A 24,813-nucleotide genomic window follows, 5' to 3' on the forward strand; every position below is an offset into this window, starting at 1 on the left:
ATCTGCCATGGCTGGATAATTTTTTGATGAGTTTTACCAGAATTCTTTATGATTGCTGTAATTGTTGTTGGAAAGTGATCACGATAAATTCCGCTGGTCTCACAATAGCCACCTTCACACAGACGAGCATTTTACCGTCCAGGATATCATTTGCTGTCATCGTAGAACCAAGTCCAATCTGCACATCGTAAGCTTGTTCGGGCACTGCACCAGCTAAAGCACCCTGTTTCCAGAGATTGAAAAGGAAATTATCGATCATGGATTTAACCGTAATCCAGGTGTTGGCATCGTTCGGCTCAAACACATAAGCCCTGGTGGCAGCTTTTATAGATTGCTCAATCATGATCAATGTTCTGCGCACATTGATGTATTTCCAGTCATCGCTGTTTCCATCCAACGTTCTTGCTCCCCATACCAGCGTCCCCAATCCTTCAAACGGACGGATCACATTGATTGATTTTCCCGTTTCAGGATCTACATTAAAAAATACCTGGGCCTCGTTCGAAATATTCACAATGGGACTTACAACCTCGTTTAATGAACAATTCGCCGGGGCTTTCCACACCCCTCTGGTACTGTCAACCATGGTATACATACCAGCTATCGCAGCACTCGGTGGCAATTGGTTAGCAAGAAATCTCGCGTGTTGTAAAATAGCCTTGTAATTAGAGCTTGCAGATTTAAGTGCCAGGTGGTGATTCTTTTTTAAGCTGATGAGCTGATCCGGAAATGCGTAGTCGCTTTGCTTTACCTGTGATTCGCGCTGCTTAATTAAGTATTTCAGCCCGGCAAACTCAACAGCATAATCCTGGCATATTTTTTTCGGTTCACCATCTTCCAGGTAGTCGCTAAGTGTATCAGGCAGATTTTCGAAGGTGAGCTCATCGTCATCAACAACATTCGTATTTAGCCAGGGATAGTAAGCTGCTCCATAGTTGAGAAAGTGATCTCCAATCCTGCTCCTGAAATCCGCAGCTACCTCTTCGGGGTTCAATGTTTCATCATGTTTTTGCAAATCGAAAATTGCGAACCGGTCTTGCATACTGCTACAATGTACCAGTACCTGCGGATAAACGGCATAAGCTTCTTCATTCAACTTCACGACATCCGGAATCACAATGAGGGTAGGCTCCTGTGTTTTTTTAAGAATCTCCAGCGGGCCACCGGCTTTCGTAAAGTCAGAAGCCTTAACCTCCAGTCCGTTCTGTTTATCACCGTAAGTGTCTACCGCCAGGATTATGCATGAACTGCCACCATTGGCATAAAATAAGCGAATGCTGTTATAGAAATATAACTCATTATGCGCTTCGAACGAAACATTTATGGTAGCGGCACCAATTTTAATGGATGATGCCCCAGGTGGGTGAACTTTATCTTCTTCAATTTTAAATTTTGGGGAAAATGCACCGCCAAAGCTTTCTACATATTCGGCAAAGGAATTGATTCTGGTGGGTAAACCTATCAGGGAGTTTCCGTTTCGCTCAGCCTTAAAGGTGTATCCGATAAAAGCCGGAACGGCAGTTTCAACAACTACAGCTGAATTGGGGAAGGCTGCAACTTCATTGATATAAACTCCTGGTGTTTTGTACTCTGGCATACTTGACTTTGGTTAATGATAATTTATAAAAACAAACAGCTATAGTTCTCGCTATGGTTACTGTTCGATCTTCCCGGCACACATGTTCGACCACGGCATATAACTGGTACAGGGCTGGTACTAACCATGGGCATACCCGGATCGTACCTGGAACGTAAAAAGACGTAGCAGACACGTTCGAGACACGTACAAAACCCGGACAAGTTATAGGCCGTGGTGGGAGGATTATGCCTCTTGCCTACTACCAATATACCTTCACACCAATACAACGTTACGTCAAGCAGATAAAGGCAATAATGTAGCTTAACACTTTTTAATACCAGATACTGAGGTTTTACGGCTTAGCCTATACTTTGACCATAAATTAAGCCGATAATGCGATTACCCTTCCATTTCTTCCTTCAGTTTCAGGTGTCCGTATAAAAACTTATTCATCTCCACAACCTCTGCTTCAATTGCAAGTGCTATCAGGTAAAGTTCAAAGCCCATTGGCCTCGCATTATCCTTTAAGGTGAGGTCATTTAACCGCTGTTTGGTAATGCCTGTCTTTTTTGCTAACGTGGCTTTACTAACAGATCGTTTAGCTAAGTACTCTCCTAATTTGGTCATCACAATTGAAATTTTCTTCTGAATTCTTTTAAAGATAAGCGCATTGAATAAAGTCATAATAATAATTTGTGAAATAGAATGTTTATAATTACTTTAGTAACGTTAAACATTACTTAAGTAGGCTCTAACTATTAATACTACAGGTTATAGGAAATCTAATTATGAACAAACCACATTATTATTCGGGCTTGATGACCCAAAGTGAATTTACGATCCGTTATCAGTGCTGCATTTCAAGAATTGCAGCAGGATACGCACAGGAAGAAATCTCATTTCTGATGGGAAAGCAACCCTATTTTTACCGCGATTATGAAGAACTAAATGATGGGGTAAAACTTCATGAAAATGATAAACTTGCTTTAAAAGCCATTTATCATTCCACTTTAGATGTAGAATTAAATTTACTTCCTGATCCCTATGGCTTCCATGAGAAGCGCGCTATAAGAGGGGTTAAAACCTACCATGCGGGCAAAATCCAATATTGCCTTATTCATCCCTGGTATGTTGTTAACAAGAAGAAGGGAACAAAAGAAAACAGCCGCATCACCTACGAAGAATATGACTACAATATTCCTGACGACTCAAGGCTCGAGATCATCAATAAATATAAAACAGCGGTCATGAAGTTACTTGATATCTCCTTTTTCAAGTACCCACAGCAACCTATCGATATCTATACTCATTTGAAGTTCTCCCGTTTCGATCCCATGATCAGGCCGCTATTCGTTAAACTGGCTATATACGAGTTGATGGCAAGTAAACACCTTTTCATGAAGACAATCGAGAATAAAATACATTATCACGGATAGAAGAACAGGATCATTATGACAAATAGAAATTCTCCAAGAAGGAACGCTTCCACACCTTACAAACTGCAACTGAAAGCGAAGACTCAGCTACCCTACCCAGCCGACGTGATGATTACAGATGAGATGAAAAAGGAGAAATATCCTTTCTGTGATTACAGCGTTACTGCTTTTGAAGCGCAGACCATCACCGTTCGCTCGGGATGGCAGGAATATCATGAGCAAAAGATCAGCATGATGGATGGCTACATCATGGTATCCTGTAACTGCGCAAAAGAGGTAACAGGGCTTTGCAGCCACGCCATTAAACTTTTTAATAAAATGATCGATCGAAAAGAATTCAAGTTCTTCGAGCGCTTTAAACAACACCCCTTCACCGACCCCGAGTTCTTTGAAAAGTATCTGGTACTAAAAGGGAATTATTCCGGTATTAGTGTGCTCCCCAAACGTGAATACGGCCACATTTTCAACTATCAAAATGCCATCAGGCCAGAAGCTTTTATGGGCTACCCGGCATTCTCCCCATTACCGGTAAAAACAAAAGACGAAGAATTGACTTCCGTGGCATATATCGTTGGTGCCCAGCGCGATCTAAATATTCCTATGCTGATTCCTTGCCGGGTTATCCTTTATGAGTATGGTGATGGCATCAGATCCTTCGTAAATTTTTATAAGCCTGTGTTTGCAGATAAGCGATTAAATTTAAAAGATAAATTACTCCATGCGTATAGCCAGGATTTCGATCTGCTTTTAAATTTTGAAACTGAATATAAGCAATCCAGATATGTTGTTGACGAGAATACTGCAGCCTTGCGGTATACCGCTTTTAACTACTGGAAACAACTGCTACCGGTTCTAAAGGAACAAAAGCATTTGTTTTATCACACTTTTTACAATAAGGTGCTCTCCAAAGCGACGCTAACTAAAGATAGCATGACACCCTTTGCGTTCACGGACGAGGAGGCATCGTTTATCTTCACCCTATCCCAACATAGCGGCCATTACAAGCTTAGGGTCAAGGCCCGGTTAAAAGGTCAGGATTGCGAAATCAATGAAGTGTTACCAAATAACGATCCGTTTTTCTTTTCTCTAAAACAGTCCCCAGGTTTGTTTCACCAGTTCCATAACCTGGAAGAAGGAAAGGCTATAAGCGAAATACTCCGGGCGGGAGGAACTTTTACCGTCCTCGACAAAGACTTCGAAGAGTTCAACCAGGCCATATTAGTGAAGCTCGCATTGAATTTTCAGGTGAGGTTTGAGCTGACAGAAAAAGCAAACCCGACGTTGCTTAACATTCAAGCCAAACAGATCAGAACCGTTGATCAGGGTGAGTTTGTGGCTTTTATTCCCGAGGTTATTTACCCCGATGGACTGGTGGTCACTGTGCAGTCTGCCGGCACGGAGTTTCCGAAAATGGAAAATGGTCAGTTACAAGTATTACAGCGAAACAAAGCAGAGGAAGCTGCATTTAAAGCGCTTTTTATAGCACTCCTCCCAACATTTAAACAGCAGGAGGCCCTGCCCTATTTTTACCTGACTAAAGACACCCTTAAAAGAGACCACTGGTTTGCCAGGACGATTTACAACCTTAAGGGTCCTGACATTAACTTTTCAGGCCTGGAGAACCTGACTGGCATTGATTTTCATATGGAGCTGCCTGATATTGATTTAAACATCCAGCAGGAAAATGGCTCCCTGGATATCGGAGTATCGGTAACTTTCGGAAATCTGCGACTCAGCCCCGAAGAAATCCAGAAAGCAATCAGAAAGGGTGCAGACACCCTGGTGCTCGCTAATGGAAAAACGGCACATCTACCGAAGGAGTTTTTCAAAAAGCTTGGTGCTATTTTTAGCAGCGGCACAATAACAGATAAGGGGGTAAAACTAACCGGGCAACACTATATGCTCATCGATCACTTATACAAGAAAGCAGAAAGGCCGGATCTGGCTAATATGGTGACAGAAAGAGACAAATTATTTAACGAGCTGGAGAAAATACCCCTTATTCCAGTTCCTGATAACTTGAATGCAGTATTGCGGCCCTATCAGTTGATTGGCTTTAGCTGGCTTTGCCACCTGCATTCCTTAAAATGGGGAGGTCTGCTGGCTGATGATATGGGCCTGGGCAAAACCCTGCAGATACTTACCCTGCTTCAGCACCTTAAAAATAACGGGCTTGTAGCTGGTCCGCACTTGTTACTGGCTCCGGCGTCTCTGCTATACAACTGGCAGGATGAAGCAGCAAAATTCTTTCCGGAACTTAAAGTATTGGTTTTTCATGGTTTGCTTCGCGAAAAAAATAGCGACGAATTGAAAAAGTATGATCTTGTAATTACATCTTATGGTACCGCTGCAGTAGATATTGAATTTTTAAAGGCAATCAGCTTTGATTATGTAATCCTGGATGAGGCGCAGGCCATTAAAAACCCCTACTCCAAAAAATATAAAATGGCAACGCTGCTCGCTCCACAACACAGGCTTGCGCTCACGGGAACACCAGTAGAAAACAGTTCGTCGGATCTTTATGCGTTGATGAACTTTGTTAACCCGGGCTTCTTTGGGAGTATGCGCATGTTTAATGATAACCTTGCAGTGAATGGAGATGACAAAGATAAAGAACGTGCGGATACGCTGCTTAAAATGACCAGGCCATTTATTTTAAGGCGCACTAAAAAGCAGGTTGCTACTGATTTACCACCAAAAACAGAGATGACCATATGGTGCGAAATGGAACCTGGACAACGAAGAATTTACGACAGTTACAGCAAGGAATTTAAGGCCGAATTGGTCGATAAGATTGCTTCTGTAGGCCTGGAAAATTCAAAGTTTGAGGTATTGAGGAGGTTAATGGCCCTGAGGCAGATTTGCAATTCTCCGGCACTAATTAAAGATGCACCTTCCTATGAAGGCACTCCATGCAAAATCACCGAACTAATGGAACACATCATGGAGAAAACAACGGGTCATAAGTTATTGGTTTTCTCTGCTTTTACCGGAATGCTGGGCTTAATCAAAGCGGAACTGGAACAACAGGGAATTACTTATGCCTACCTGGATGGCAGTACGAAGCTGGACAAAAGAAAGGCTGCTGTAAACAGATTTCAGAATGATGAGGATTGCAGGGTTTTTCTGATCAGTTTAAAAGCTGGCGGAACGGGCCTGAACCTCACGGCTGCCGACTATGTTTACCTGATCGACCCCTGGTGGAACCCGGCTGTAGAAAACCAGGCCATCGACCGTTGCTACCGTATCGGACAAGACAAACATGTAATGGCCTACCGGATGATCTGCAAGGATACCCTGGAAGAAAGGATTTTAGAGATCCAGGAACGTAAAAGAAAGCTTGCGGGTGAATTGATCCCAGGCGATGACGGTATATTGAAATCGCTTGGGAAAGAAGATTTATTGAAGTTATTTGGGTAAGAAAGGCGCTATTGAGGTATAAAGTCAGCCACATCCTCCAAAACGCCAAAGTGTACCAGTGCCTTCCAGATACCATCGTCATCTACATCAGCAGTGGTATAGTCGGCTATGGCTTTAACGCCTGTATTGGCATCGCCCATCGCCACGCCGATAGCGGTGTGGGTAAGCATGGCAATATCATTACCCCCATCGCCAAAGGCCATTGTTTGTGAAGGTTGAATATTGAAATGCTTACAGAAAATTTCAATACCTACATATTTATTCAGTCCGCCGGCATTTACGTCAGCAAAAAGCGGTGTCCACCTGCTTGCCACGCAGTTGGGCATCACGTTTTCCATGAATAGCACTTCCTCTTCCGGGTTCATGAAAACATTGGCCTGTAGCACATTTCCAAAATCTACATTTTCAGGATCCAATAGCGGAGGCAAAGGCAGGTTGATATGATCATGCATTTGTTTCACCATATCGGTAATCGTATGCACGAAAACACCATCATGATACATTAATGCGAAATTCATGTTGTATTTTTTCTGATAATCCACCAGTGCCTTTATATCTTCGGCATGCATGGGTTGTTTATGCAAAATCTCTCCATCGGTAGTGGCGCAAAGCCCGCCGTTAAAACAGATGAAGCCATCAAAAGACAACTCCTTTAAAACATCGAGCGCTTGAATGGAACGCCCGGTGGCTACAATAACATTAATGCCTTTTTTGCGGAGTGCTTCAAGTGCCCTTTTGGTAGAAACGGGTATTTGATTGGTTTTGAAACTGACTAATGTACCATCTACATCAAAAAATACTGCTTTGATGTCTGGTTTGCTATTTCCGTAGTTGATTTGTTCGTTGCTATTATTATTCATGTTCTGGCTTCCCGATGATATACTGATGATCGTAATTCAAAATTGCGAAATGGTTGAGACTAAGTATTACTGATTAAAATGATCAGTTTGGTGCCTCCCGGCACTGGTAATGCAAAAATAAATCATCTCAGGTAAATAATATCATAGTACTGCAAGAAATGGTGAACTTGATCAAAAAACTGGGTTATCACGATTACAATCTTATACTAACGTTCGATTATAGTACTATATCCTACCAGATGCAGATAAGGGCTTATGTCTGATCAAACAAAATGGCCGTCCGATAGAAATCAGACGGCCATCTCGACATTTAAATCACTTCAACTTATACCAGATCGAAACGATCAGCATTCATAATCTTGTTCCAGGCTTTTACAAAATCCTTCACAAATTTATCGTTCGCATCAGCGCTTCCATAAACCTCGGCAATAGCCCTTAATTCTGCGTTTGAGCCAATAGCCAGATCAGCACGGGTGGCAGTCCATTTTGGTTGACCTGTGGCACGGTTAGTACCCAGGTAAACTTCTTTGTCATCCGACGTCGCTTTCCAGGCTACGTTCATATCCAGTAAATTTACAAAGAAATCATTCGACAGCTGCTGAGGGCGTTCAGTAAACACGCCGTTTTTCGAACCGTCAGCATTGATATCCAGCACTCTCAATCCACCTAGCAACACGGTAAGTTCAGGTGCAGTAAGGTTGAGTAGCTGAGCCCTGTCGATCAACAATTCTTCTGTAGACACGCCAAATTTCGATTTGCGGTAGTTACGGAAACCGTCAGCCAGTGGCTCCAGGTAGCCGAATGATTCTACATCGGTTTGTTCTTGGGAAGCATCCATACGACCTGGATAAAATGGCACCTGAGTTGCACCTCCTGTTGATTTTTCGATAGCGGCATTACCAGCCAGTACAATCAAATCGGCAAGGGAAACTTTTTTCCCATCGAACTGCGCAGCGTTGAATTCGTTCTGAATACCTTCAAGTACGTTTAATACTTTGCTTAACTGTGCAGGCTGATTCACCTCCCAGTCTTTTTGAGGGGCCAGACGGATCCGTGCACCGTTTGCACCACCACGTTTATCTGATCCACGGAAAGTGGAAGCCGAAGCCCAGGCAGTGGAAACCAGTTCAGATACCGTTAATCCCGAACCCAGTATTTTACCTTTCAAGGCAGCAATGTCGTTATCATCAATTAAAGCATGGTCTACAGCAGGAATCGGATCTTGCCATAACAATTCTTCCTGGGGCACATCCGGACCTAAATAACGGTCTTTTGGTCCCATATCACGGTGGGTTAATTTGTACCAGGCACGTGCGAAAGCATCAGCAAAGGCATCAGGATTTTCAAGAAACCCCCTCGAAATCTTTTCATAAGCCGGGTCAAACCGCAAAGCCAGATCGGTTGTCAACATGGTTGGAAGGTGCTTCTTGCCACTATCGTAAGCATCAGGAATAATCGCTTCCGCATTTTTGGCTACCCATTGGTGTGCACCTGCAGGGCTTTTGGTCAGTTCCCAATCGTATTTGAACAGGTTTTCAAAAAAGTTATTGCTCCATTTGGTTGGCGTGGTTGTCCAGGTCACCTCTAAACCGCTGGTAATGGTATCTGCACCTTTACCCGAACCATAGCTGTTGCTCCAACCAAATCCCTGACTCTCTATACCCGCTGCTTCAGGTTCTTTACCTACATGATCTGCCGAAGCGGCACCATGTGTTTTACCAAAGGTATGGCCTCCTGCAATAAGTGCTACCGTTTCCTCGTCGTTCATCGCCATCCGCCCGAAAGTATCTCGGATATCTTTAGCTGAAAGAAGCGGATCGGGATTACCATCCGGTCCTTCAGGATTTACATAAATTAAACCCATTTGCACCGCTGCCAGTGGTTTCTCCAGATTGCGGGTATGCACATCGCCATCGGCATCATCATCACTCACCAATACACCGTGATCTTTGTGCGCACCATCAGAGCCGTGTGCATAGCGTAAATCACCACCTAACCAGGTTTTCTCGGCACCCCAATATACTGATTCGTCCGCTTCCCATAAATCCTCCCTGCCACCTGCAAAGCCAAAGGTTTTAAAGCCCATCGACTCGAGTGCGATATTTCCGGTAAGGATAATCAAATCCGCCCAAGAAATTTTACGCCCGTATTTTTGTTTTATAGGCCACAACAATCTTCGAGCCTTGTCTAAACTCACGTTATCAGGCCAGCTGTTCAATGGCGCAAAACGCTGTAATCCTGCACCCGCACCACCACGGCCATCTCCAACACGATAGGTACCTGCACTGTGCCAGGCCATACGGATAAACAAACCACCATAATGTCCGAAATCTGCTGGCCACCAGTCTTGTGAATCCGTCATCAATGCATGCAGATCGCTTTTCACCGCTTCAAGATCAAGGCTTTTAAATGCCTCAACATAACTAAAATCATCACCCATAGGATCAGATAAAGAAGAATGCTGGCGAAGAATATTAAGTTTCAATTGATTTGGCCACCAGTCGTGATTGCGGGTACCCCCACCGCCAACGTTGGTTTTCATAGCGCCATTGTGAAATGGGCATTTGCTGATGTCGTTTGATCCGTTGTCCATGTTCTATTTTTTATGTTCTGTTAGATGAATACTAATTTAAGCTTTCTGTTTAAATATTGAGATAAAATTAAAACATTGACTCAAGCAATCACAATCATTTAATTCTATGATATGATAGGTAAAATCTATTAGTGAGCTTAAAATGCGCTTTTCTCCCGCAGCCACTGCCCTATTTAAACGTTATAGTTACTGAAGGCAGGAATATCTACATAGCTGCTTAGGCAACCAGGCAATGTTTGGACGCCCATAGATTTAAGAACATATCTGATATAAAAAAATAAAGAGCGAACAATAATGCCGCTCTCTACCTTGGTTTACAACTTAATGTCCCTAATAAACTGTATACCAATCCAACTTATATTCAAGAGGATAGACAAGAACTCATGAATTAAAATCAAAAATAAGTACCTGCTGTTTAAGTTGTCGAACAATCTGACATTAAGATTTGACAATTATCAATATGAATAAATAAAGGGGTTGTGATGTTTTAAAAAACAATGTACGGTAATCGTGATGAGTTATTTATCTTAATAAATCTTTCAGATTAACCTTGCATTTGGCTAAGGTACTTGGTATTTTTGCGTCATGTCGCCTACTTTTAAGATCCTATATCTTTTCGAGAGTTCAACCTTATTTATTGTAGAAGTTAAACGTCTGGATTTACCTGATAGTGCTGATTTATCAGACCTTTATCAATGGCTATATCTCGACCGTCAAAATGGTGCATTTATAAAACTCTGGTTCAATTCAATGGATTCATCTCCAGCTGTTGAAGAGCGTTATTTTGAACAAGGCTATTTGAAATTCAATGAAGGTCAGGCCACATTTATTGAAAAGTACAATTCTGCGCAGCATACTTTGATTAACAAAACTAAGAATAAACCTGATCCTAACTTCTTGGCGCTGCTGGAAGACTACTTTAGTTGATCCTGGTTTTTTGCTGTTTTGAAACTGGCCATGTGATGAGACAGGCTTTCGGTCAGCTTCATAATCTCATTCAGTTTGTGGGTTACACTGCTTACTCCATCGCTGCTTAGTTGGTAGCTGAAAACCGGTTGGCTACTGGTGGTCAAAGTCTGATCATCGCGTATTGCTAAAATTTTTCCAAACAGGTTGTTTACCTGATCCAGCTGTGGGTGGACTTTAGCTTCTTCGCTGCTGAGGAAAATCGAAGTAGTTAAGGCCCCTATCTGATAAATGTTGAACTGTATAGCATTTAACGAAGAAAAATCAATCGAATGGCTGATGGGTTCAAGTTTTGCAGCCCCAATGGCATCAGATAGCTCAACTAGCGTTAAATGTGCATTTTTGCGAGCCATTCTGGACTGGGTTGGATCCACGATTGTGGCACTGGCTTTATATACTGCCACGTTTAAATAATTTTGCGTTGCCTGAACCGCATGAGATATGTAGTGCTGCAGTTTGCGGCTATCCCATACTGGAAACAAATAACTGGCAAAAACTGCAATGGCACAGCCAATGATCGTATAGATAATTCTTTCCTGGATAATATGGTCAAAATGCCCATGATAACTTCCTAAAGTTAAAATTACCGCAGCGGTGATAAATCCCACACACAGCGCATAGTTTAGGCGGTTAAAGGCATAAAAACCAAGCAAGAAGACCACAGATAAGCCCAGTAAAACGACAGGCGATTTGATGAGGTAAACCACAATCAAACCTAAAACTACCCCCGGCAAAGTTCCAAGTACCCTTTGTATGTTCCTTTTCCAGGTGAGTGAAAATCTGGGGCGGGATACGATTAGGAGGGTGAGAAAAACCCAGTAACTGTATTTACTGGGCTCAAAAAATGATAACAGGATATAAGCAAAAAGAAAGGAAAATGCCAGGCGCAGGGAAAACCTGAATATTGGCGAAGAAAACGTAAGTTGTTGGAACAGGGCTGTATTCTCCGGGCTTACAAACAAGGGATAAGCAATTTCATCTTCCAATGCTTTGGGAGTGTCATTAGAGACTACAGGTTCGGTTCTCATTTTGCTGATTAACGATGTGATTTCATCTGCGTTTGATACAATCCTCGAAATGATATTTTGCTGTGCGGAGGTCAAGCCCGCCAGGTTATTGAGAAGCATTTCTTTACACTGTCGGTAATTAAGCATCTCATTCGCGAGTGCCCCTTTCCTGAGTTTACGGAAATCTCTGCTCAGCAATTCAAGCTCCTTAGCCAAACCCTCAATCAGTTGTTCAATTAAAGGCAGGCGGTTCGTACCCGACAACGCTTCGCGCACATACTCATAGTCATAATGTACCGCACTAAGTTGCTCATATAGGTCGATCACCAGCCTTGCTTTATTTATTAAAACCTGTCCACGGCGATTTTCCGGGTTCATGGCATGAGTATCAGTAAGCAGCAACTGCCTGATTAATTCATGGCGTTGATTCACGCGAATATGCAGTCTGATTGAGGAGGATTGCAGACTCTCTAATGGGATTTCGGGATTATAGTGTTCAGCTTTCGACCTTAAGAAGGCGGCGCTGCTGATTAAACACTCGAAAATTGCGTGATGCAGTGAGCGGTAGGGCCTCAAAAGTACCTGAACCAAACTCAGCGCATAATACCAGCATCCACCGATCAGCACATAGCAACTGAACTGAAAAGGATGACTGGGATGTAGCCCTACCACAAAGGTACTGAGCGCAAGTGTCATGGTTCCGATTAAACCCATTCTGTTACCCAGGCCCATAAACATGGAAAAGATAAAGGATAAACAAATTAGCACTGCAGCAGCAAGGAGTGGATAGGGCAAACTTGCACTGACGATTAGTGAAGCAAAGAAAAACAATACGATGCTATATATTGCAGCCCTAAGCTTATTTCCCCTATGGTCGGGCAAATCAGTTAAACTGATGAGTAATGCACCTACACCAATCCCGGTAGCAGTTTCGGGTTTACCTAACCAGAAGAATAAGGCAACAGGCAACACTACAGACAGCGTATTGCGGACTGCATCTGAAAAATACTCACCCAGGAAGAAAATTGAGATATGTGTACGGAAGGTTGATTTACCCATATTTTATAATCGAATAACATGGATTAACCAAATTAAACGCGGGCAAAGGTACAGTTTTCAATTTGAAAGATCACAGGGACATCTTAATTTATGCGTTCCGCTGAGATTTAATGTTTTTGACAACCTTACCGCCATATTGGGCCAAAGGTTGTCAAAAAAATCTAAATAATTATTTACTTAAAACGGCATTTGGATTTGGTGGCGTTGCATTTAACAGATGTCGTACAAAAAAATCGCGCTTTCGTCGTCTGCCATACACACCACCATCACTGTGCCCCATGCCGGGAATACTTAAGATATCGAAATCTTTATTGGCTTTTATCAAGGCATCAGCGAGCCGGTAAGTCGATTCTGGTGGCACATTTTCATCCGCCTCACCTACAATTAAAAATAAATTACCCTGTAACTTTGCCGCATTGGTGATATTCGATTGTTCATCATAGTGCGGCCCCACAGGATAGCCCATCCATTGCTCGTTCCACCATTGCTTATCAATTCGGTTATCATGGCAACCACACGCTGATACAGCAGCTTTATAGAACTCGGGGTGAAACAGTAAGGCGCAGGTTGAGTTTTGTCCGCCGGCAGATGTGCCGTAAATCCCTACTCTGCTGATGTCGGCATTTGGATATTTCCTGGCCATGGCCTTAATCCATAAAATACGGTCGGGAAATCCCGCATCGGCAAGATTTTTCCAGCATACATCATGGAAGGCCTTTGAGCGGTTTGCAGTGCCCATGCCATCCATCTGCACAACAATAAAACCCAGTTCGGCCATACTTTGCATCTCACTTGCCGGAAGAAAACTCTTTGGAACAAAACTATCCTGAGGGCCAGCATAAATATATTCGATTACCGGATAAGTTTTATTTGGATCGAGTTTTGATGGCTGACAAACAATACCCCAGATGTCGGTTATGCCATCACGTGCTTTAGCCAGAAAAACTTCAGGCAACTTCACCCCCACTTTCTGGTAAGGATCGGCTGAGGCTCGTTCAAATTCAGTAACGGTGTGTGTATTACCCGTATTTTTCAACTTCGATACTGCTGGAATATTTACCTGAGAATAGGTATCAACATAGTATTTCCGATCTGGCGAAAAGGTTAAGCTGTGGTTCCCTTTTTCCGGAGTCAGATTAATGAGGTTTTTTCCGTCAAAACCAATTCTGTAATAGTGTATAAAATATGGATCTTCATCGTTATTCATCCCACTTGCCCGAAACCAGATCTGTCTCTTAGCTACATCAACGCTATCAATATCCCTCACCACCCAGTTGCCTTTAGTGATCAATTGCTGCTTACCTGTAATGGTATTAATCAGGTACAAATGCTGCCAGCCATCCTGTTCACTTGTGTACAGCATTTCATTGGTTTTTGTCAGGTAACGGGTATAAATTCTATTTTCGTAAATGAAGGTTTTGGCTTTGTCATCAATTACGTTTCTCGTCTTACCCGTTTGCACATCAACTTCTATTACCCTGAAACGCTGATGTCCGCGGTCAGCTTTCTCGAAAGTGTAATACCGGCTATTATTCACACGCCAATGCAGTTCCTGAGGTCCAAAAAAGTCAACAGGATCTGTATCCACTTTTATGGACTTTTTGGCTTCAACATTAAATATGTAGGGCTCATATGATGTAAATTCATCACCTGGTTGCGCATACTCTCTTGATTTAAGCTGACCTCGTGTAGTACCGGCAACGGAACTAAGCACGTAATGTACTTTCTTTGTTTCTTTCGGGAAGGTTTTGTAAGCAATGATATTTTTGCCGTCGGGCGACCAGGTATAACTTCCATAAGGGTGTTCGGCATTCCCATCAAAACTCAGCTGTGTTTCTAACCTGGTGGTGACGTCCAATACCAGAATATTTCCGCCGCGGATAATAAGCTCATATTTTCCGTCGGGAGATTTTTTCTGATCCCTCACGCCCTGCCAGCGCGACTTCCGCTGTTGAAGGGGTTTCTTAGCATTATAATTAAATAAAACTGTATCATTGGTTTCTTTTATCTGGTAAGTATTAAGATCAAGGGCATACCATTTGTTATCTTTTTTAAGGGTTGCATTTTGATTTTGCTCCGAAAAGTAAAGCACTTCAAATTGCAGCCTTTCCGGATTTTGTTTCTTACCTGACACGGTTTCCAGGGCAGCGGCCACTTTCCGGTTATCAAAGGCCTCCTGTTTTTTTCCTGAAATGGCATCAACATACATATATGTCCAGTTGCGGCTGGGCAGATTTTTCTTATACCAGAATGCAGTGCCGTCCTTCTTCCAGAATGGCGTGATATCGTTATTAGTAGGAAGATTGCGTAGTGCTGTATCTATTTTTGACGCCTGCTGATAATTTAATGCTATGTCTGATGCATTGGGTAAATAAGCCGTTACTTTTTGTTGTGCAATGGCCATGTGGGCGGAAAGCATAGTGAAAAAAGTAAGGAGAAAGCCATTGAGCTTGTTGCAATTCATAGGTTGAAATAATTATTTAAACTAAGGATATAAATTAAAAAAACAGAGAAGACACTATTCAGCATCCACAGCTTCAGGGGTTTCCCTGCTCTTGTTTTTTATCAGGTAATATATCGGAATACCAATCATGGTGATGATTAATCCGGGCCAGGTAAATTTAGGTTTGAAAACAATCAGTAAAATACAAAACGCCAGTCCCATTAAAATATAGATGACAGGCAATACGGGATACCCAATCGCTTTATAAGGACGTGCGGCATCAGGTCTTTTTTTTCGAAGAATGAAAATCCCAAAAATTGTAAGCATATAAAACATGACCACCACAAATGAAATCATATCCAGTAAATCGCCGTACTTTCCGCTTAAACACCATAAACATGCGAACAAACACTGCACCCATAAACCAAATCCAGGAACCGATTTTTGATTAAGCGTACCTACTTTTTTAAAGAATAACCCGTCCTTCGCCATCGAATAATATACCCTTGCTCCTGCCATGATTAATCCGTTGTTACATCCAAAAGTAGAGACCATAATCATGACCGCAATAATCACTGTTCCTGCGGTGCCGAATATATGATTCGCTGCAGAAACTGCAACCCGGTCCTTATCAGCATAGGCAATGTCGTGCAAAGAAAGTACTCCCGTATACATGATATTGGTTAACAGATAAAGTATGGTAACGATGATGGTACCGAGCGCCAGACTTAAACCAATGTTCCTCGCCGGGTTTTTGATCTCTCCGGCAATAAACGTAACGTTATTCCAGGAATCACTGCTAAAGATAGAGCCTACCATGGAGATTGCTATTGCACCCACTGCAGCAATGGCAGAATAGTTAATATCAGTACCGGTTGACGTTAATCCGGTGAGTTTCCAGGCATCTGCCCAGTTATTTCTCCAGATATCTTTGTCCAGGAGTAACAGTCCGAAAATGATTAAACCAAAAAGACTTAGTAGTTTGGCTACAGTGAATGTAGTTTGGATGGTTTTACCTCTTTTAACGCCTCTGCTATTGATAAAGGTAAGCAATACAATAACTGCAATTGATAGAAGCTGTGCCGGTGAAACAGATAAAAAACCCAGATCAATGGCAACCAGTTCCTCACTGAATGCGGGTATGAGGTAAGCGGTAAATTTTGCAAAAGCTACACCCACTGCTGCAATAGTTGCTGTTTGAATCACGGTGAAAAAGCTCCATCCATATAAAAAGCTTACCAGTGGATTATAAGCCTCCTTTAGATAGACATATTGGCCTCCTGCTTTAGGATACATAGCACTCAGCTCACCATAGCTTAATGCTGCAGTAAGTGTCATAAATCCGGTGATGAGCCATACCACCATCAACCAGCCTGCACTCCCTACGTTGCGGGTAATATCGGCACTTACAATAAAAATACCCGAGCCGATCATGCTGCCCGCAACCAGCATGGTAGCATCTATAAGTTTAAGTGAGGGTTTGAAATGTTCAGAATTTTCGTCCATAGAGTTGATTACCAGGATCAGTACATCAGGTCAATAGACAGATGCATTGAGTAAAAAATTGACAACAGCCTAGCCATCCATTTAAGAAATGGCTTCATTTATTATCACGAACTAGTTGAAGTTAACTACCTACAAGACTCACTCTGCTTACATTGTTATAATTGTCAATGTATGCCCGGGGTGATTGTCCGATGATGCTTTTGAATACCCTGTTAAAATTAGTGATGCTGTTGAAGCCTGCCTTATAGGCTACTCCGGAAATACAGTCTGCTTTTTCGCCGGATATGAGGCTTTTACAGGCATCGTTGATACGAACTTCATTCAGGAACGACACAAAAGTATGGCCCGTATGCTTCTTAAAATAACGACAAAATGCCTGAGGTGTCATAAATGCGGCATTGGCCACATCTTCCAGTGAGATCTGGTTGTTGTAATTTTCAGTGATAAAGTTGATGATTTTACTTAACCTCATCCCCTCATTTTCCGAAACGTTCGATGAATAAAGATCTGAACAGAGGGGTTCAACATTTTCATTCAATTCCTGAAGTCCGTTAACCAGTTTCAAAAAGTTAAACAGTACATCAACGCCCGATGCCCGGTACACACTAAACATTTTCGCAGCAATTTCCTTGGCCAGTTTTTCGGGAACCTTAAAACCGTGCTTGTTTTTAGTAAGAAAAGCGCTGGCCATTTTCATTTCCGGAAGGGCAAACAAAGCAGCTAATGCACCACTCGCATTAAAATAAATTGAACAGGCTTTTACAGATTTGTGCTCATCCCCCGAAAAATACTCGGGATTACTCTTAAAAAGGTGGGGAAGTTTGGCTCCGATTAGAAATACATCACCAGAACGGAAGGCATGCATATCATTTCCAGCGATTAAGGTACCTTCTCCCTTTTCAATGTAAGTGATTTGCCACTCATCATGACGGTGCAAATACTGATAAAAATAAGGCAGTTCAATATGTTCTGAAATAACACTCTTATCATCTGGAACGAGCATGGTAAACGGTAGTACTTTCATCTGAGCTTGGTTGGTTTAGGTTTGTTGATTATGGAATGAATTTAAGGATTTTAACTCAAAAACATAAAAAATCAGCTAATAAGGTTAAAATACGGTCAACATATGCTAATATCTTAATGAAACTAACAACTGCGCAAGAACTTCACTCCATTCAACTAACTACCTATCAAACATTTACAGCAAAAAAAACAACAGCTTTAGTTGCAACATCACTAGCGGGTTACCGCGAAAGCATTCAATGGCATTGATGTTTGAGTTTCCGAAATGATTTCGCTTACCAATAATCCGGTTGCTGGCCCGAGGCTTAAACCCATCATCCCATGGCCGGTTGCAATGATCAGATTTTTTCTATGCGCACTTCTTCCAATATAGGGTAAACCATCAGGTGACGATGGACGGAAACCATACCAGATCTCTTTTTCATGAGGGAGTACGGGCTTTAAATCAGGAAAATATTTAGGAACAGATTCAACGATTCCCCTTACTCTCTGCATATTTACCCGCGAATTGATCTTGTCGAGTTCCATTGTTCCGCCATAGCGAATACTGCCGTTCATTGGCGTTATGGCTACTCTCGCTTCACAAAGCAGCGCTGGAATAGTTAAGCGGCCTTCAGGTTCATGCTCCATAAAAGAATAACCTTTCCCGGGCATGAGTGAAATATTTTGTCCAGCCATTTTGGCTACCGCCGGCGACCAGGAACCTGTAGCCACTACAAACTGATCGGCTTCGAAAACTTTTTCACCAGCATACACACGGATAATCTGATCATTGATCGATTCTATTTTGGTTACTTCTGTGTTTCTAAAAATTTCCACGCCATTGGTAGTTAAATAAGTAAGCAGAGCGTTCATCAATTTAGCAGGATACAGGTGTGCATCGCAACGGTAATGCACGGCACCTAAAACATCCAGTGCAAGGTTTGGCTGTAACGCTTTACATTCACCGGGCGATAATACGGCCATATCTAAACCGAGTGCTGTGGCTTTTTCAGCCAGATGTGCTTCTTCTTCTCCTGCCTGATCGGTTTTATAAAATGCCAGAATGCCATTACGGATGAGTTCAAACTCAAATTCAGGCGTAGCAGCAAGCTCCTCATACATTTTTTTACTCAGTAAAGAAAGATCCCTCAATGGAATCGCAGCTGCGTCAACATGCTTCTGATTTGCATTTTTCATGAACTTCAAACCCCAGTTGATCAAACTGCCATTTAAAGATGGGCGTACGTAAAACGGACTTTTACTGTTAAACATCCAACGAATCCCCTGACTGATCATTCCGGGAGCAGCTAAAGGTACAAAGTGACTTGGCACAATCATCCCTGCATTACCAAAGGAGCAATTATCAGTAATATCACCCTTATCGAGAACCGTCACTTGATAACCCTTTTTAGTCAGGTAGTAAGCCGAAGTTAATCCAACAATTCCCCCACCTATAATTAAAACTTTTGCCATTGATGTAGTGATACGTAAAAGCCAATGGCGATAAACGGGCCATTGGCGAATAATAAATTAGTTTAATTAGATCACCTGGAATCCGAAAGCATACGGATCGTCTTCAGCATCTATTTTTATGGTATTGTAACCATATACCTTTGCCCAACCCTCCACACTTGGTATAATGGCTGTAATGCCATTTAACTCAACCACCTCCTCCACTCGTCCGGTAAACTTACTACCGATGAAACTTTCATGTATAAAATCTTCACCTTGTTTCAACTTACCTTTAGCATGCCATTGTGCCATACGTGCAGATGTACCTGTTCCGCAAGGTGAGCGATCAATGGCTTTATCTCCATAGAAAACAGCATTGCGGGCAGTAGATGTAGGGTCCAGGGTTTTACCGGTCCACAATACGTGGCTGCAGCCATTAATTGTCGGATCGAGCGGATGAATAAAACTGTACTGCTCATTGATTCGTTTACGGATGGTTTGACTCCAGGTAATCAACTGAGCAGCAGTATAATTTTCCAGGCCTGGGAAATTTTCCTGTGGATCTACGATTGCATAAAAATTACCTCCGTAGGCCACATCAAAAGTTAACAGACCCAGATCAGGGCATTCCACTTCAAGGCTTTCTGCGGCCAGGTAGGAAGCCACATTTTTCAGTTTAACTGATTTTACTTTCTTTCCTTCCTGTTTATACTCAATGTGAACTAAACCGGCCGGTGCCTCCATACGAATAACACCAGGAATGTGGGGCTGTATGAGTCCTTCTTCTATCGCAATCGTAATCGTGCCAATGGTTCCATGTCCGCACATAGGTAAACAACCACTTGTTTCGATAAACAATACTGCTACATCATTTTGAGGATCGTGAGGTGGGTATAGAATACTTCCCGACATCATATCATGACCACGTGGTTCAAACATTAAGCCCGTTCTGATCCAGTCGTACTCTTTTAAAAAATGCTGGCGCTTTTCGCTCATATTAGAGCCATTAAGCTGAGGGCCACCACCTGCAACCAGTCTTACCGGATTACCGCAGGTATGGGCGTCGACGCAAAAGAAAGTTTTACTCATCTGGGAGGATTATTTTCTGATCAACTGTTCTGTAAATACCAAGTGGATTACCGTCCTTCAACTCATCGGGCAATAAATCCTGATCCCAGTCCTGGTAAGACAGGGGCCTTACGAAACGATAAACCGCAGTTGACCCTACTGAGGTAAAGCGGCTGTCGTTTGTGGCCGGGAACGGACCTCCATGCTGCATGGCTGCACAAACTTCCACTCCGGTTGGAACCCCGTTCAATATAATACGGCCGGTCTTTTCGGTCAATATATGAATGAGATCTTTATAGTCTGATAGCTCCTGATCCGCGGCCATTAATGTTGCCGTAAGCTGCCCCTCAAGTGCAGCAACAACCTCCGAAAGTTGTGCCACATCATCGGCCACAACCAATAACGAATAGGGACCGAAAATTTCCTCTCTGAGCCTCGGATTGTTAATAAAATCCTTTGCTTTCACCTGTGCCACTCTGGCTTCTGATTGATTTTTAAGCGACTCATTTTTAATGCCTGATACTGCCAGGATTTCAACTCCGGTTTCGCTGCCCACTTCCTCTGAAAGTTTGCTGTAATTGGCGGCAATCCCAGGAGTAAGCATAGTTGCAGAAGGTATAATTTCAATTGCTGAAGCCAGAACAGCTTTAAACTGTTCAAGCCGGGGAGATTGAATAGCCAGCATAAGTCCGGGATTGGTACAAAACTGACCTGCTCCAAGTGTAATGGATGCAGCATATTTTTTAGCCAGTTCTTCTGCCTGCTGCTCAATTGCCTTTGGTAAAAAGATTACAGGATTAATACTTCCCATTTCTGCAAAAACAGGTATAGGTTGTGCTCTCTCCTGCGCCATATTAACCAACGCCATACCTCCTTTGAAAGAGCCCGTAAAAGTTACCGCTTTTGTTAAGGGATGTTTAACCAGCGCAGCGCCTATTTGATATTCATCGTCATACAACATGGAAAATACCCCCTTGGGCATTGCGGTTTTTTCCACCGCCCTGCTTATTGCTCCTGCAACCATGGCACTCGTTCCGTAATGTGCCGGATGGGCTTTAACAACAACCGGACAACCCGATGCCAAAGCAGAAGCGGTATCACCACCAGCTACAGAAAACGCCAGGGGAAAATTACTTGCGCCGAAAACTACCACAGGTCCTACAGGGATAAGCATTCTCCTGATGTCCGGTTTTGGTAGCGGCAGCCTGTCGGCTTGACCATGATCGATGATCGCGTTTACCCATGAACCTTCCGATACCAGATTGGCAAACAACCTGAGCTGCCCCGTTGTACGGCCAACCTCCCCTTGTAATCTTGCCAGAGGTAAACCACTTTCAGCCGAAGCCCTGGCTACCAGTACATCGCCTAATAGCGCAATCTCATCGGCAATGGCGTTTAAAAACAACGCTTTTTTATCTTTATGGATGTTTCGGTAAACCTTAAATGCAGATGTTGCAGCTTCGAGGGCTTCATCCACCAAAGTTTCGTTGGCTTTCGAAAAGGTACCTTCAAGCACCGATCCCGTAGCAGCGTCAAGTGCCTGAAGATTCTTTTCAGCAACGTCAACATATTCCGCTGCTACTATATTTTTTCCGTTCATATTTGGCTTTTAAACTATTTACCCCAGCTACCAGCAGGCAATTGAGGGCGAACAGCCAATGCATCGTTAATAATTTTCATCACTTTTTCACGCTCTGCACCCTCTACTGCTAAACGTGGCGCGCGGACGGTTTCTGTTCCTAAACCAGTTGCCTTTTCAGCCATTTTGATGTACTGCACTAATTTCGGGTGTATGTCAAGCTCAAGTACCGGAAGAAACCAACGGTAAATAGTTAAGGCTTCAGCAATGCGGTTTTGTTTAACCAGCCTGAATATGGCGACTGTTTCTTTTGGAAAGGCATCTACCAGACCAGCAACCCAACCATCTGCTCCCATCACAATGCTTTCCATAGCAAGCGGATCTACACCGGTAAAAATCTTGAAACGATCGCCAAAGCGATTAATCAAACGGGTTACGTTAGATACATCCCTGGTTGACTCTTTAATAGCCTGAATATTATCATACTTGGTTAACACCTCGAACATATCGAGAGTAACTTCAATTTTATAATCTACAGGGTTGTTGTAAATCATTATCGGCAAAGATGTGCTTTCGGCAATGGCGCCGAAAAATGCAAGCGTTTCATCTGCCGCAGCATTATAACGCATTGGCGGAAGTAACATCAAACCGTTAGCACCAAGCGACTCTGCTCTCTGTGCCACTTCAATACCTTTTTTTGTAGTCGATTCCGCTATATTTAATAGAACAGGAACCCTTCCAGCAACAACTTCCAGGGTGTGCGACAAAAGACTGAATTTTTCATCTTCGGTTAAAACGCTTGCTTCACCAAGTGAACCGCCAAGAATAATTCCCTCGGCTCCTGCCTCAAGCTGCGCTTCAATATTTAAGTCGAATGTTTCGAAATCCAACTCATCATTTGCTGTAAATTTAGTGGTAACAGCAGGAAAAACCCCAGTCCATTTTATACTCATGGTATATTATATAATTGATTTAGTTTAAAATTCTAATCTGTGGAGATGACTCATTCAATTTTGACAATCACCTTTTATAATAATTGATGTGATTGATTTAATATCAAAGTTAAAGGATCAGCTTTCCAGAATATTATAGGATTTTAACCAATATCAACTATAAATACGCCAGTTAAAACTAATATATAAGAGGTTTTTAGAAACCATTATTTAGCTGGTTTTACCTGTACGTAATACATGAATTCGATGGCTTCTTTATTGAATAATTTTTGCTGATCACCAGTAATAGCTGCCTGTTTCCATTTTGTTGACGGATTGATCTTAAGTGTTTTAACACCATCCGTTTTCAATACCAGCGGAAGATTAAAACCTTCAACACAATGGGTGTATCTGAAAAACACTTTCCCATCTTTCAGGTAAAACTCAAAATTGGGTATTTGAACAGTTCTAAGGTATTGATTAAACACAGGGGAATAGTTGAATCCTGTTTTTTTCGAAATGAAGTTTTCTATTTGTTGGGTAGTTACCGTTTTATGGTAAAAGGTTGAATTCAATCCCCTTAATACTGATCTGAATAATTCATCATTATTCAGGCCATGCCGGATAGATTGCAACATGTTCCCACCTTTGGGATACATATCTCCACTGCCTTGTGCATTAACACCATAAGCCGGAATAATCGTTTTATCATTTCGAATGCCTTTACGGATACCAAAATTATATTCATTCCCAGCCTGCTCACCAAAAGTATAATCTACAAATAAGGTTTCACTATAATTAGTAAAGCCCTCATGAACCCACATATCGGCAAGGTCGTTTGTGGTAATATTATTCCCGAACCATTCATGCCCGCTTTCGTGTATGATAATAAAATCCCATTTCATACCCCATCCGTAGCCAGATGCATCCCTGCCGCGGTAACCAAATTTATAACCATTGCCATATGAAACAGCTGATTGGTGTTCCATACCTGTATGCGAAGCATCAATCAGCTGGTAACCATCTTCGTAAAAAGGATAAGGTCCAAACCAATGCTCCAGCGCTTTCATCATTTTATGCACCTGATCCGGCATATAGGATTTAGCTTTAGGATCGTTGTAATCCAGCACCCAGTAGTTAATGTCTAAAGGTCCTTTCTCTCCCGGATATACCTCGTTAAAATTGACATATTTTCCAATGTATGGAATCAGACAATAGTTACTGATGGGGTTAATTACGTTGTATTGATAGCTTGTTGTTCCATCCGGGTTGGCTTTTTTATATCGCAGCCTCCCGTTCGCTATGGCCACCAAACTATCAGGAACTGTCATTGTAAGCGAGGCACCTTTGTCGGGTTCATCACTTTGGTGGTCTTTATTTGGGTACCAGACCGAGGCACCCAGTCCCTGACAAGCAACTGTCATCCATGGCCGGCCAAGTGAATCGGTTGTAAAAATAAAACCCCCATCCCATGGCGCACGGATAGCCTGATGAACTTTTCCATGGTAAAAGATATGAATGTTGTTTGTAGTGGAGAGTTTCTGAGCGGGAACGTTGATGTACCACACGGAACCTGCATGTTCAAATCTTAATTTGGATGCACCGTTGTAGAGTACACTATCAATAACTAAGGGCTGTTGCAAATCAATCTGCATACGTGTGGCCCCGCTATTTTGCCGAACCACTTTGTACACAATCTTGTTATCGCCAGCAATGCTCTTATCATTGTAATCTGGTTTAACACTCAGTTCGTAACGCTGCACATCCCACCAGCTACGTTCGGCATTTAAACTCCCGCGAAGTGTATCTGCTAAAGTATAGGCTGGTTTCTGGTTTTGCGCCAAAAGTTTTGCTGCTGAAATCAGCAGCAAAAGCGTTAAAAATGTCGTGTTAAGTATTTTCATGTTT

Annotated in this window: 16 protein-coding genes; 3 read left to right on the forward strand and 13 right to left on the reverse strand. The window is 42.5% G+C overall.

The annotated features are described in order from the left end of the window. Positions 1-46: 46 nt before the first annotated feature. Both AB669_RS18080 and AB669_RS18085 read right to left on the reverse strand, forming a co-directional pair. Positions 47-1,597, reverse strand: coding sequence for a phage tail sheath C-terminal domain-containing protein (locus AB669_RS18080; RefSeq protein ID WP_047800728.1), 1,551 nt, complete (start codon positions 1,595-1,597; stop codon positions 47-49). 381 nt (positions 1,598-1,978) lie between these two features. Beyond that, positions 1,979-2,263, reverse strand: coding sequence for a helix-turn-helix domain-containing protein (locus tag AB669_RS18085; protein ID WP_231582709.1), 285 nt, complete (start codon positions 2,261-2,263; stop codon positions 1,979-1,981). A 104-nt stretch (positions 2,264-2,367) separates the two neighbouring features. Here AB669_RS18085 and AB669_RS18090 point away from each other — a divergent pair, with 104 nt between their 5' ends. Continuing rightward, entirely contained in the window at positions 2,368-3,015 is a 648-nt protein-coding gene (locus AB669_RS18090; RefSeq protein WP_047800729.1) for a hypothetical protein, read from the forward strand. A gap of 15 nt (positions 3,016-3,030) precedes the next feature. Beyond that, positions 3,031-6,435, forward strand: coding sequence for a DEAD/DEAH box helicase (locus AB669_RS21645; RefSeq protein WP_053058470.1), 3,405 nt, complete (start codon positions 3,031-3,033; stop codon positions 6,433-6,435). Between the two features lie 8 nt (positions 6,436-6,443). On the opposite strand, the gene AB669_RS18100 is transcribed toward AB669_RS21645, so the two are convergent. Continuing rightward, complete coding sequence (locus tag AB669_RS18100; protein ID WP_047800730.1) at positions 6,444-7,295, reverse strand: Cof-type HAD-IIB family hydrolase; 852 nt, start codon at positions 7,293-7,295, stop codon at positions 6,444-6,446. Between the two features lie 325 nt (positions 7,296-7,620). After that, positions 7,621-9,888, reverse strand: a complete 2,268-nt coding sequence (gene katG / locus AB669_RS18105; RefSeq protein ID WP_047800731.1) for a catalase/peroxidase HPI — start codon at positions 9,886-9,888, stop codon at positions 7,621-7,623. 585 nt (positions 9,889-10,473) lie between these two features. Here katG and AB669_RS18110 point away from each other — a divergent pair. Continuing rightward, complete coding sequence (locus tag AB669_RS18110; protein WP_047800732.1) at positions 10,474-10,815, forward strand: hypothetical protein; 342 nt, start codon at positions 10,474-10,476, stop codon at positions 10,813-10,815. Here AB669_RS18110 and AB669_RS18115 read toward each other — a convergent pair. From AB669_RS18115 to AB669_RS18155, 9 genes are all read right to left on the reverse strand, one after another. Further along, positions 10,803-12,920: an FUSC family membrane protein gene (locus AB669_RS18115; RefSeq protein WP_047800733.1), complete on the reverse strand. Its 2,118-nt coding sequence runs from the start codon at positions 12,918-12,920 to the stop codon at positions 10,803-10,805. The two genes, AB669_RS18110 and AB669_RS18115, sit on opposite strands and share 13 nt — an antisense overlap. A 169-nt stretch (positions 12,921-13,089) precedes the next feature. After that, complete coding sequence (locus AB669_RS18120; RefSeq protein WP_053058471.1) at positions 13,090-15,384, reverse strand: S9 family peptidase; 2,295 nt, start codon at positions 15,382-15,384, stop codon at positions 13,090-13,092. Between the two features lie 54 nt (positions 15,385-15,438). Continuing rightward, positions 15,439-16,869, reverse strand: coding sequence for an APC family permease (locus AB669_RS18125; RefSeq protein ID WP_047800735.1), 1,431 nt, complete (start codon positions 16,867-16,869; stop codon positions 15,439-15,441). 121 nt (positions 16,870-16,990) lie between these two features. Further along, entirely contained in the window at positions 16,991-17,893 is a 903-nt protein-coding gene (locus tag AB669_RS18130) for an AraC family transcriptional regulator (RefSeq protein WP_047800736.1), read from the reverse strand. 212 nt (positions 17,894-18,105) lie between these two features. Then, positions 18,106-19,347 (reverse strand): FAD-binding oxidoreductase, encoded by a 1,242-nt coding sequence (locus AB669_RS18135; protein ID WP_082120724.1) that lies wholly within the window; start codon positions 19,345-19,347, stop codon positions 18,106-18,108. 66 nt (positions 19,348-19,413) lie between these two features. After that, complete coding sequence (locus AB669_RS18140; RefSeq protein WP_047800738.1) at positions 19,414-20,415, reverse strand: 4-hydroxyproline epimerase; 1,002 nt, start codon at positions 20,413-20,415, stop codon at positions 19,414-19,416. Continuing rightward, on the reverse strand, positions 20,408-21,994 hold the full coding sequence (locus AB669_RS18145; protein ID WP_047800739.1) for an aldehyde dehydrogenase (NADP(+)): 1,587 nt from the start codon (positions 21,992-21,994) through the stop codon (positions 20,408-20,410). Before AB669_RS18145 ends, AB669_RS18140 begins: the two co-directional genes overlap by 8 nt. A 14-nt stretch (positions 21,995-22,008) precedes the next feature. Next, the gene (locus AB669_RS18150) at positions 22,009-22,926 is read right to left on the reverse strand and encodes a dihydrodipicolinate synthase family protein (RefSeq protein ID WP_047800740.1); all 918 of its coding nucleotides are present in this window, start codon (positions 22,924-22,926) and stop codon (positions 22,009-22,011) included. A gap of 206 nt (positions 22,927-23,132) precedes the next feature. Continuing rightward, the gene (locus AB669_RS18155) at positions 23,133-24,809 is read right to left on the reverse strand and encodes a M1 family metallopeptidase (protein ID WP_047800741.1); all 1,677 of its coding nucleotides are present in this window, start codon (positions 24,807-24,809) and stop codon (positions 23,133-23,135) included. Positions 24,810-24,813: the final 4 nt, after the last annotated feature.

Origin of the sequence: Pedobacter sp. BMA (assembly GCF_001027745.1) — a bacterium.
Classification (GTDB): Bacteria; Bacteroidota; Bacteroidia; order Sphingobacteriales; family Sphingobacteriaceae; genus Pedobacter.

What these genes read in the sequence shown, in the direction of transcription:
- AB669_RS18080 (WP_047800728.1), bottom strand. Translation starts at nt 1,597, where the DNA reads ATGCCAGAGTACAAAACACCAGGAGTTTATATCAATGAAGTTGCAGCC.
- AB669_RS18085 (WP_231582709.1), bottom strand. Translation starts at nt 2,263, where the DNA reads ATGACTTTATTCAATGCGCTTATCTTTAAAAGAATTCAGAAGAAAATT.
- AB669_RS18090 (WP_047800729.1), top strand. Translation starts at nt 2,368, where the DNA reads ATGAACAAACCACATTATTATTCGGGCTTGATGACCCAAAGTGAATTT.
- AB669_RS21645 (WP_053058470.1), top strand. Translation starts at nt 3,031, where the DNA reads ATGACAAATAGAAATTCTCCAAGAAGGAACGCTTCCACACCTTACAAA.
- AB669_RS18100 (WP_047800730.1), bottom strand. Translation starts at nt 7,295, where the DNA reads ATGAATAATAATAGCAACGAACAAATCAACTACGGAAATAGCAAACCA.
- katG (WP_047800731.1), bottom strand. Translation starts at nt 9,888, where the DNA reads ATGGACAACGGATCAAACGACATCAGCAAATGCCCATTTCACAATGGC.
- AB669_RS18110 (WP_047800732.1), top strand. Translation starts at nt 10,474, where the DNA reads ATGTCGCCTACTTTTAAGATCCTATATCTTTTCGAGAGTTCAACCTTA.
- AB669_RS18115 (WP_047800733.1), bottom strand. Translation starts at nt 12,920, where the DNA reads ATGGGTAAATCAACCTTCCGTACACATATCTCAATTTTCTTCCTGGGT.
- AB669_RS18120 (WP_053058471.1), bottom strand. Translation starts at nt 15,384, where the DNA reads ATGAATTGCAACAAGCTCAATGGCTTTCTCCTTACTTTTTTCACTATG.
- AB669_RS18125 (WP_047800735.1), bottom strand. Translation starts at nt 16,869, where the DNA reads ATGGACGAAAATTCTGAACATTTCAAACCCTCACTTAAACTTATAGAT.
- AB669_RS18130 (WP_047800736.1), bottom strand. Translation starts at nt 17,893, where the DNA reads ATGAAAGTACTACCGTTTACCATGCTCGTTCCAGATGATAAGAGTGTT.
- AB669_RS18135 (WP_082120724.1), bottom strand. Translation starts at nt 19,347, where the DNA reads ATGGCAAAAGTTTTAATTATAGGTGGGGGAATTGTTGGATTAACTTCG.
- AB669_RS18140 (WP_047800738.1), bottom strand. Translation starts at nt 20,415, where the DNA reads ATGAGTAAAACTTTCTTTTGCGTCGACGCCCATACCTGCGGTAATCCG.
- AB669_RS18145 (WP_047800739.1), bottom strand. Translation starts at nt 21,994, where the DNA reads ATGAACGGAAAAAATATAGTAGCAGCGGAATATGTTGACGTTGCTGAA.
- AB669_RS18150 (WP_047800740.1), bottom strand. Translation starts at nt 22,926, where the DNA reads ATGAGTATAAAATGGACTGGGGTTTTTCCTGCTGTTACCACTAAATTT.
- AB669_RS18155 (WP_047800741.1), bottom strand. Translation starts at nt 24,809, where the DNA reads ATGAAAATACTTAACACGACATTTTTAACGCTTTTGCTGCTGATTTCA.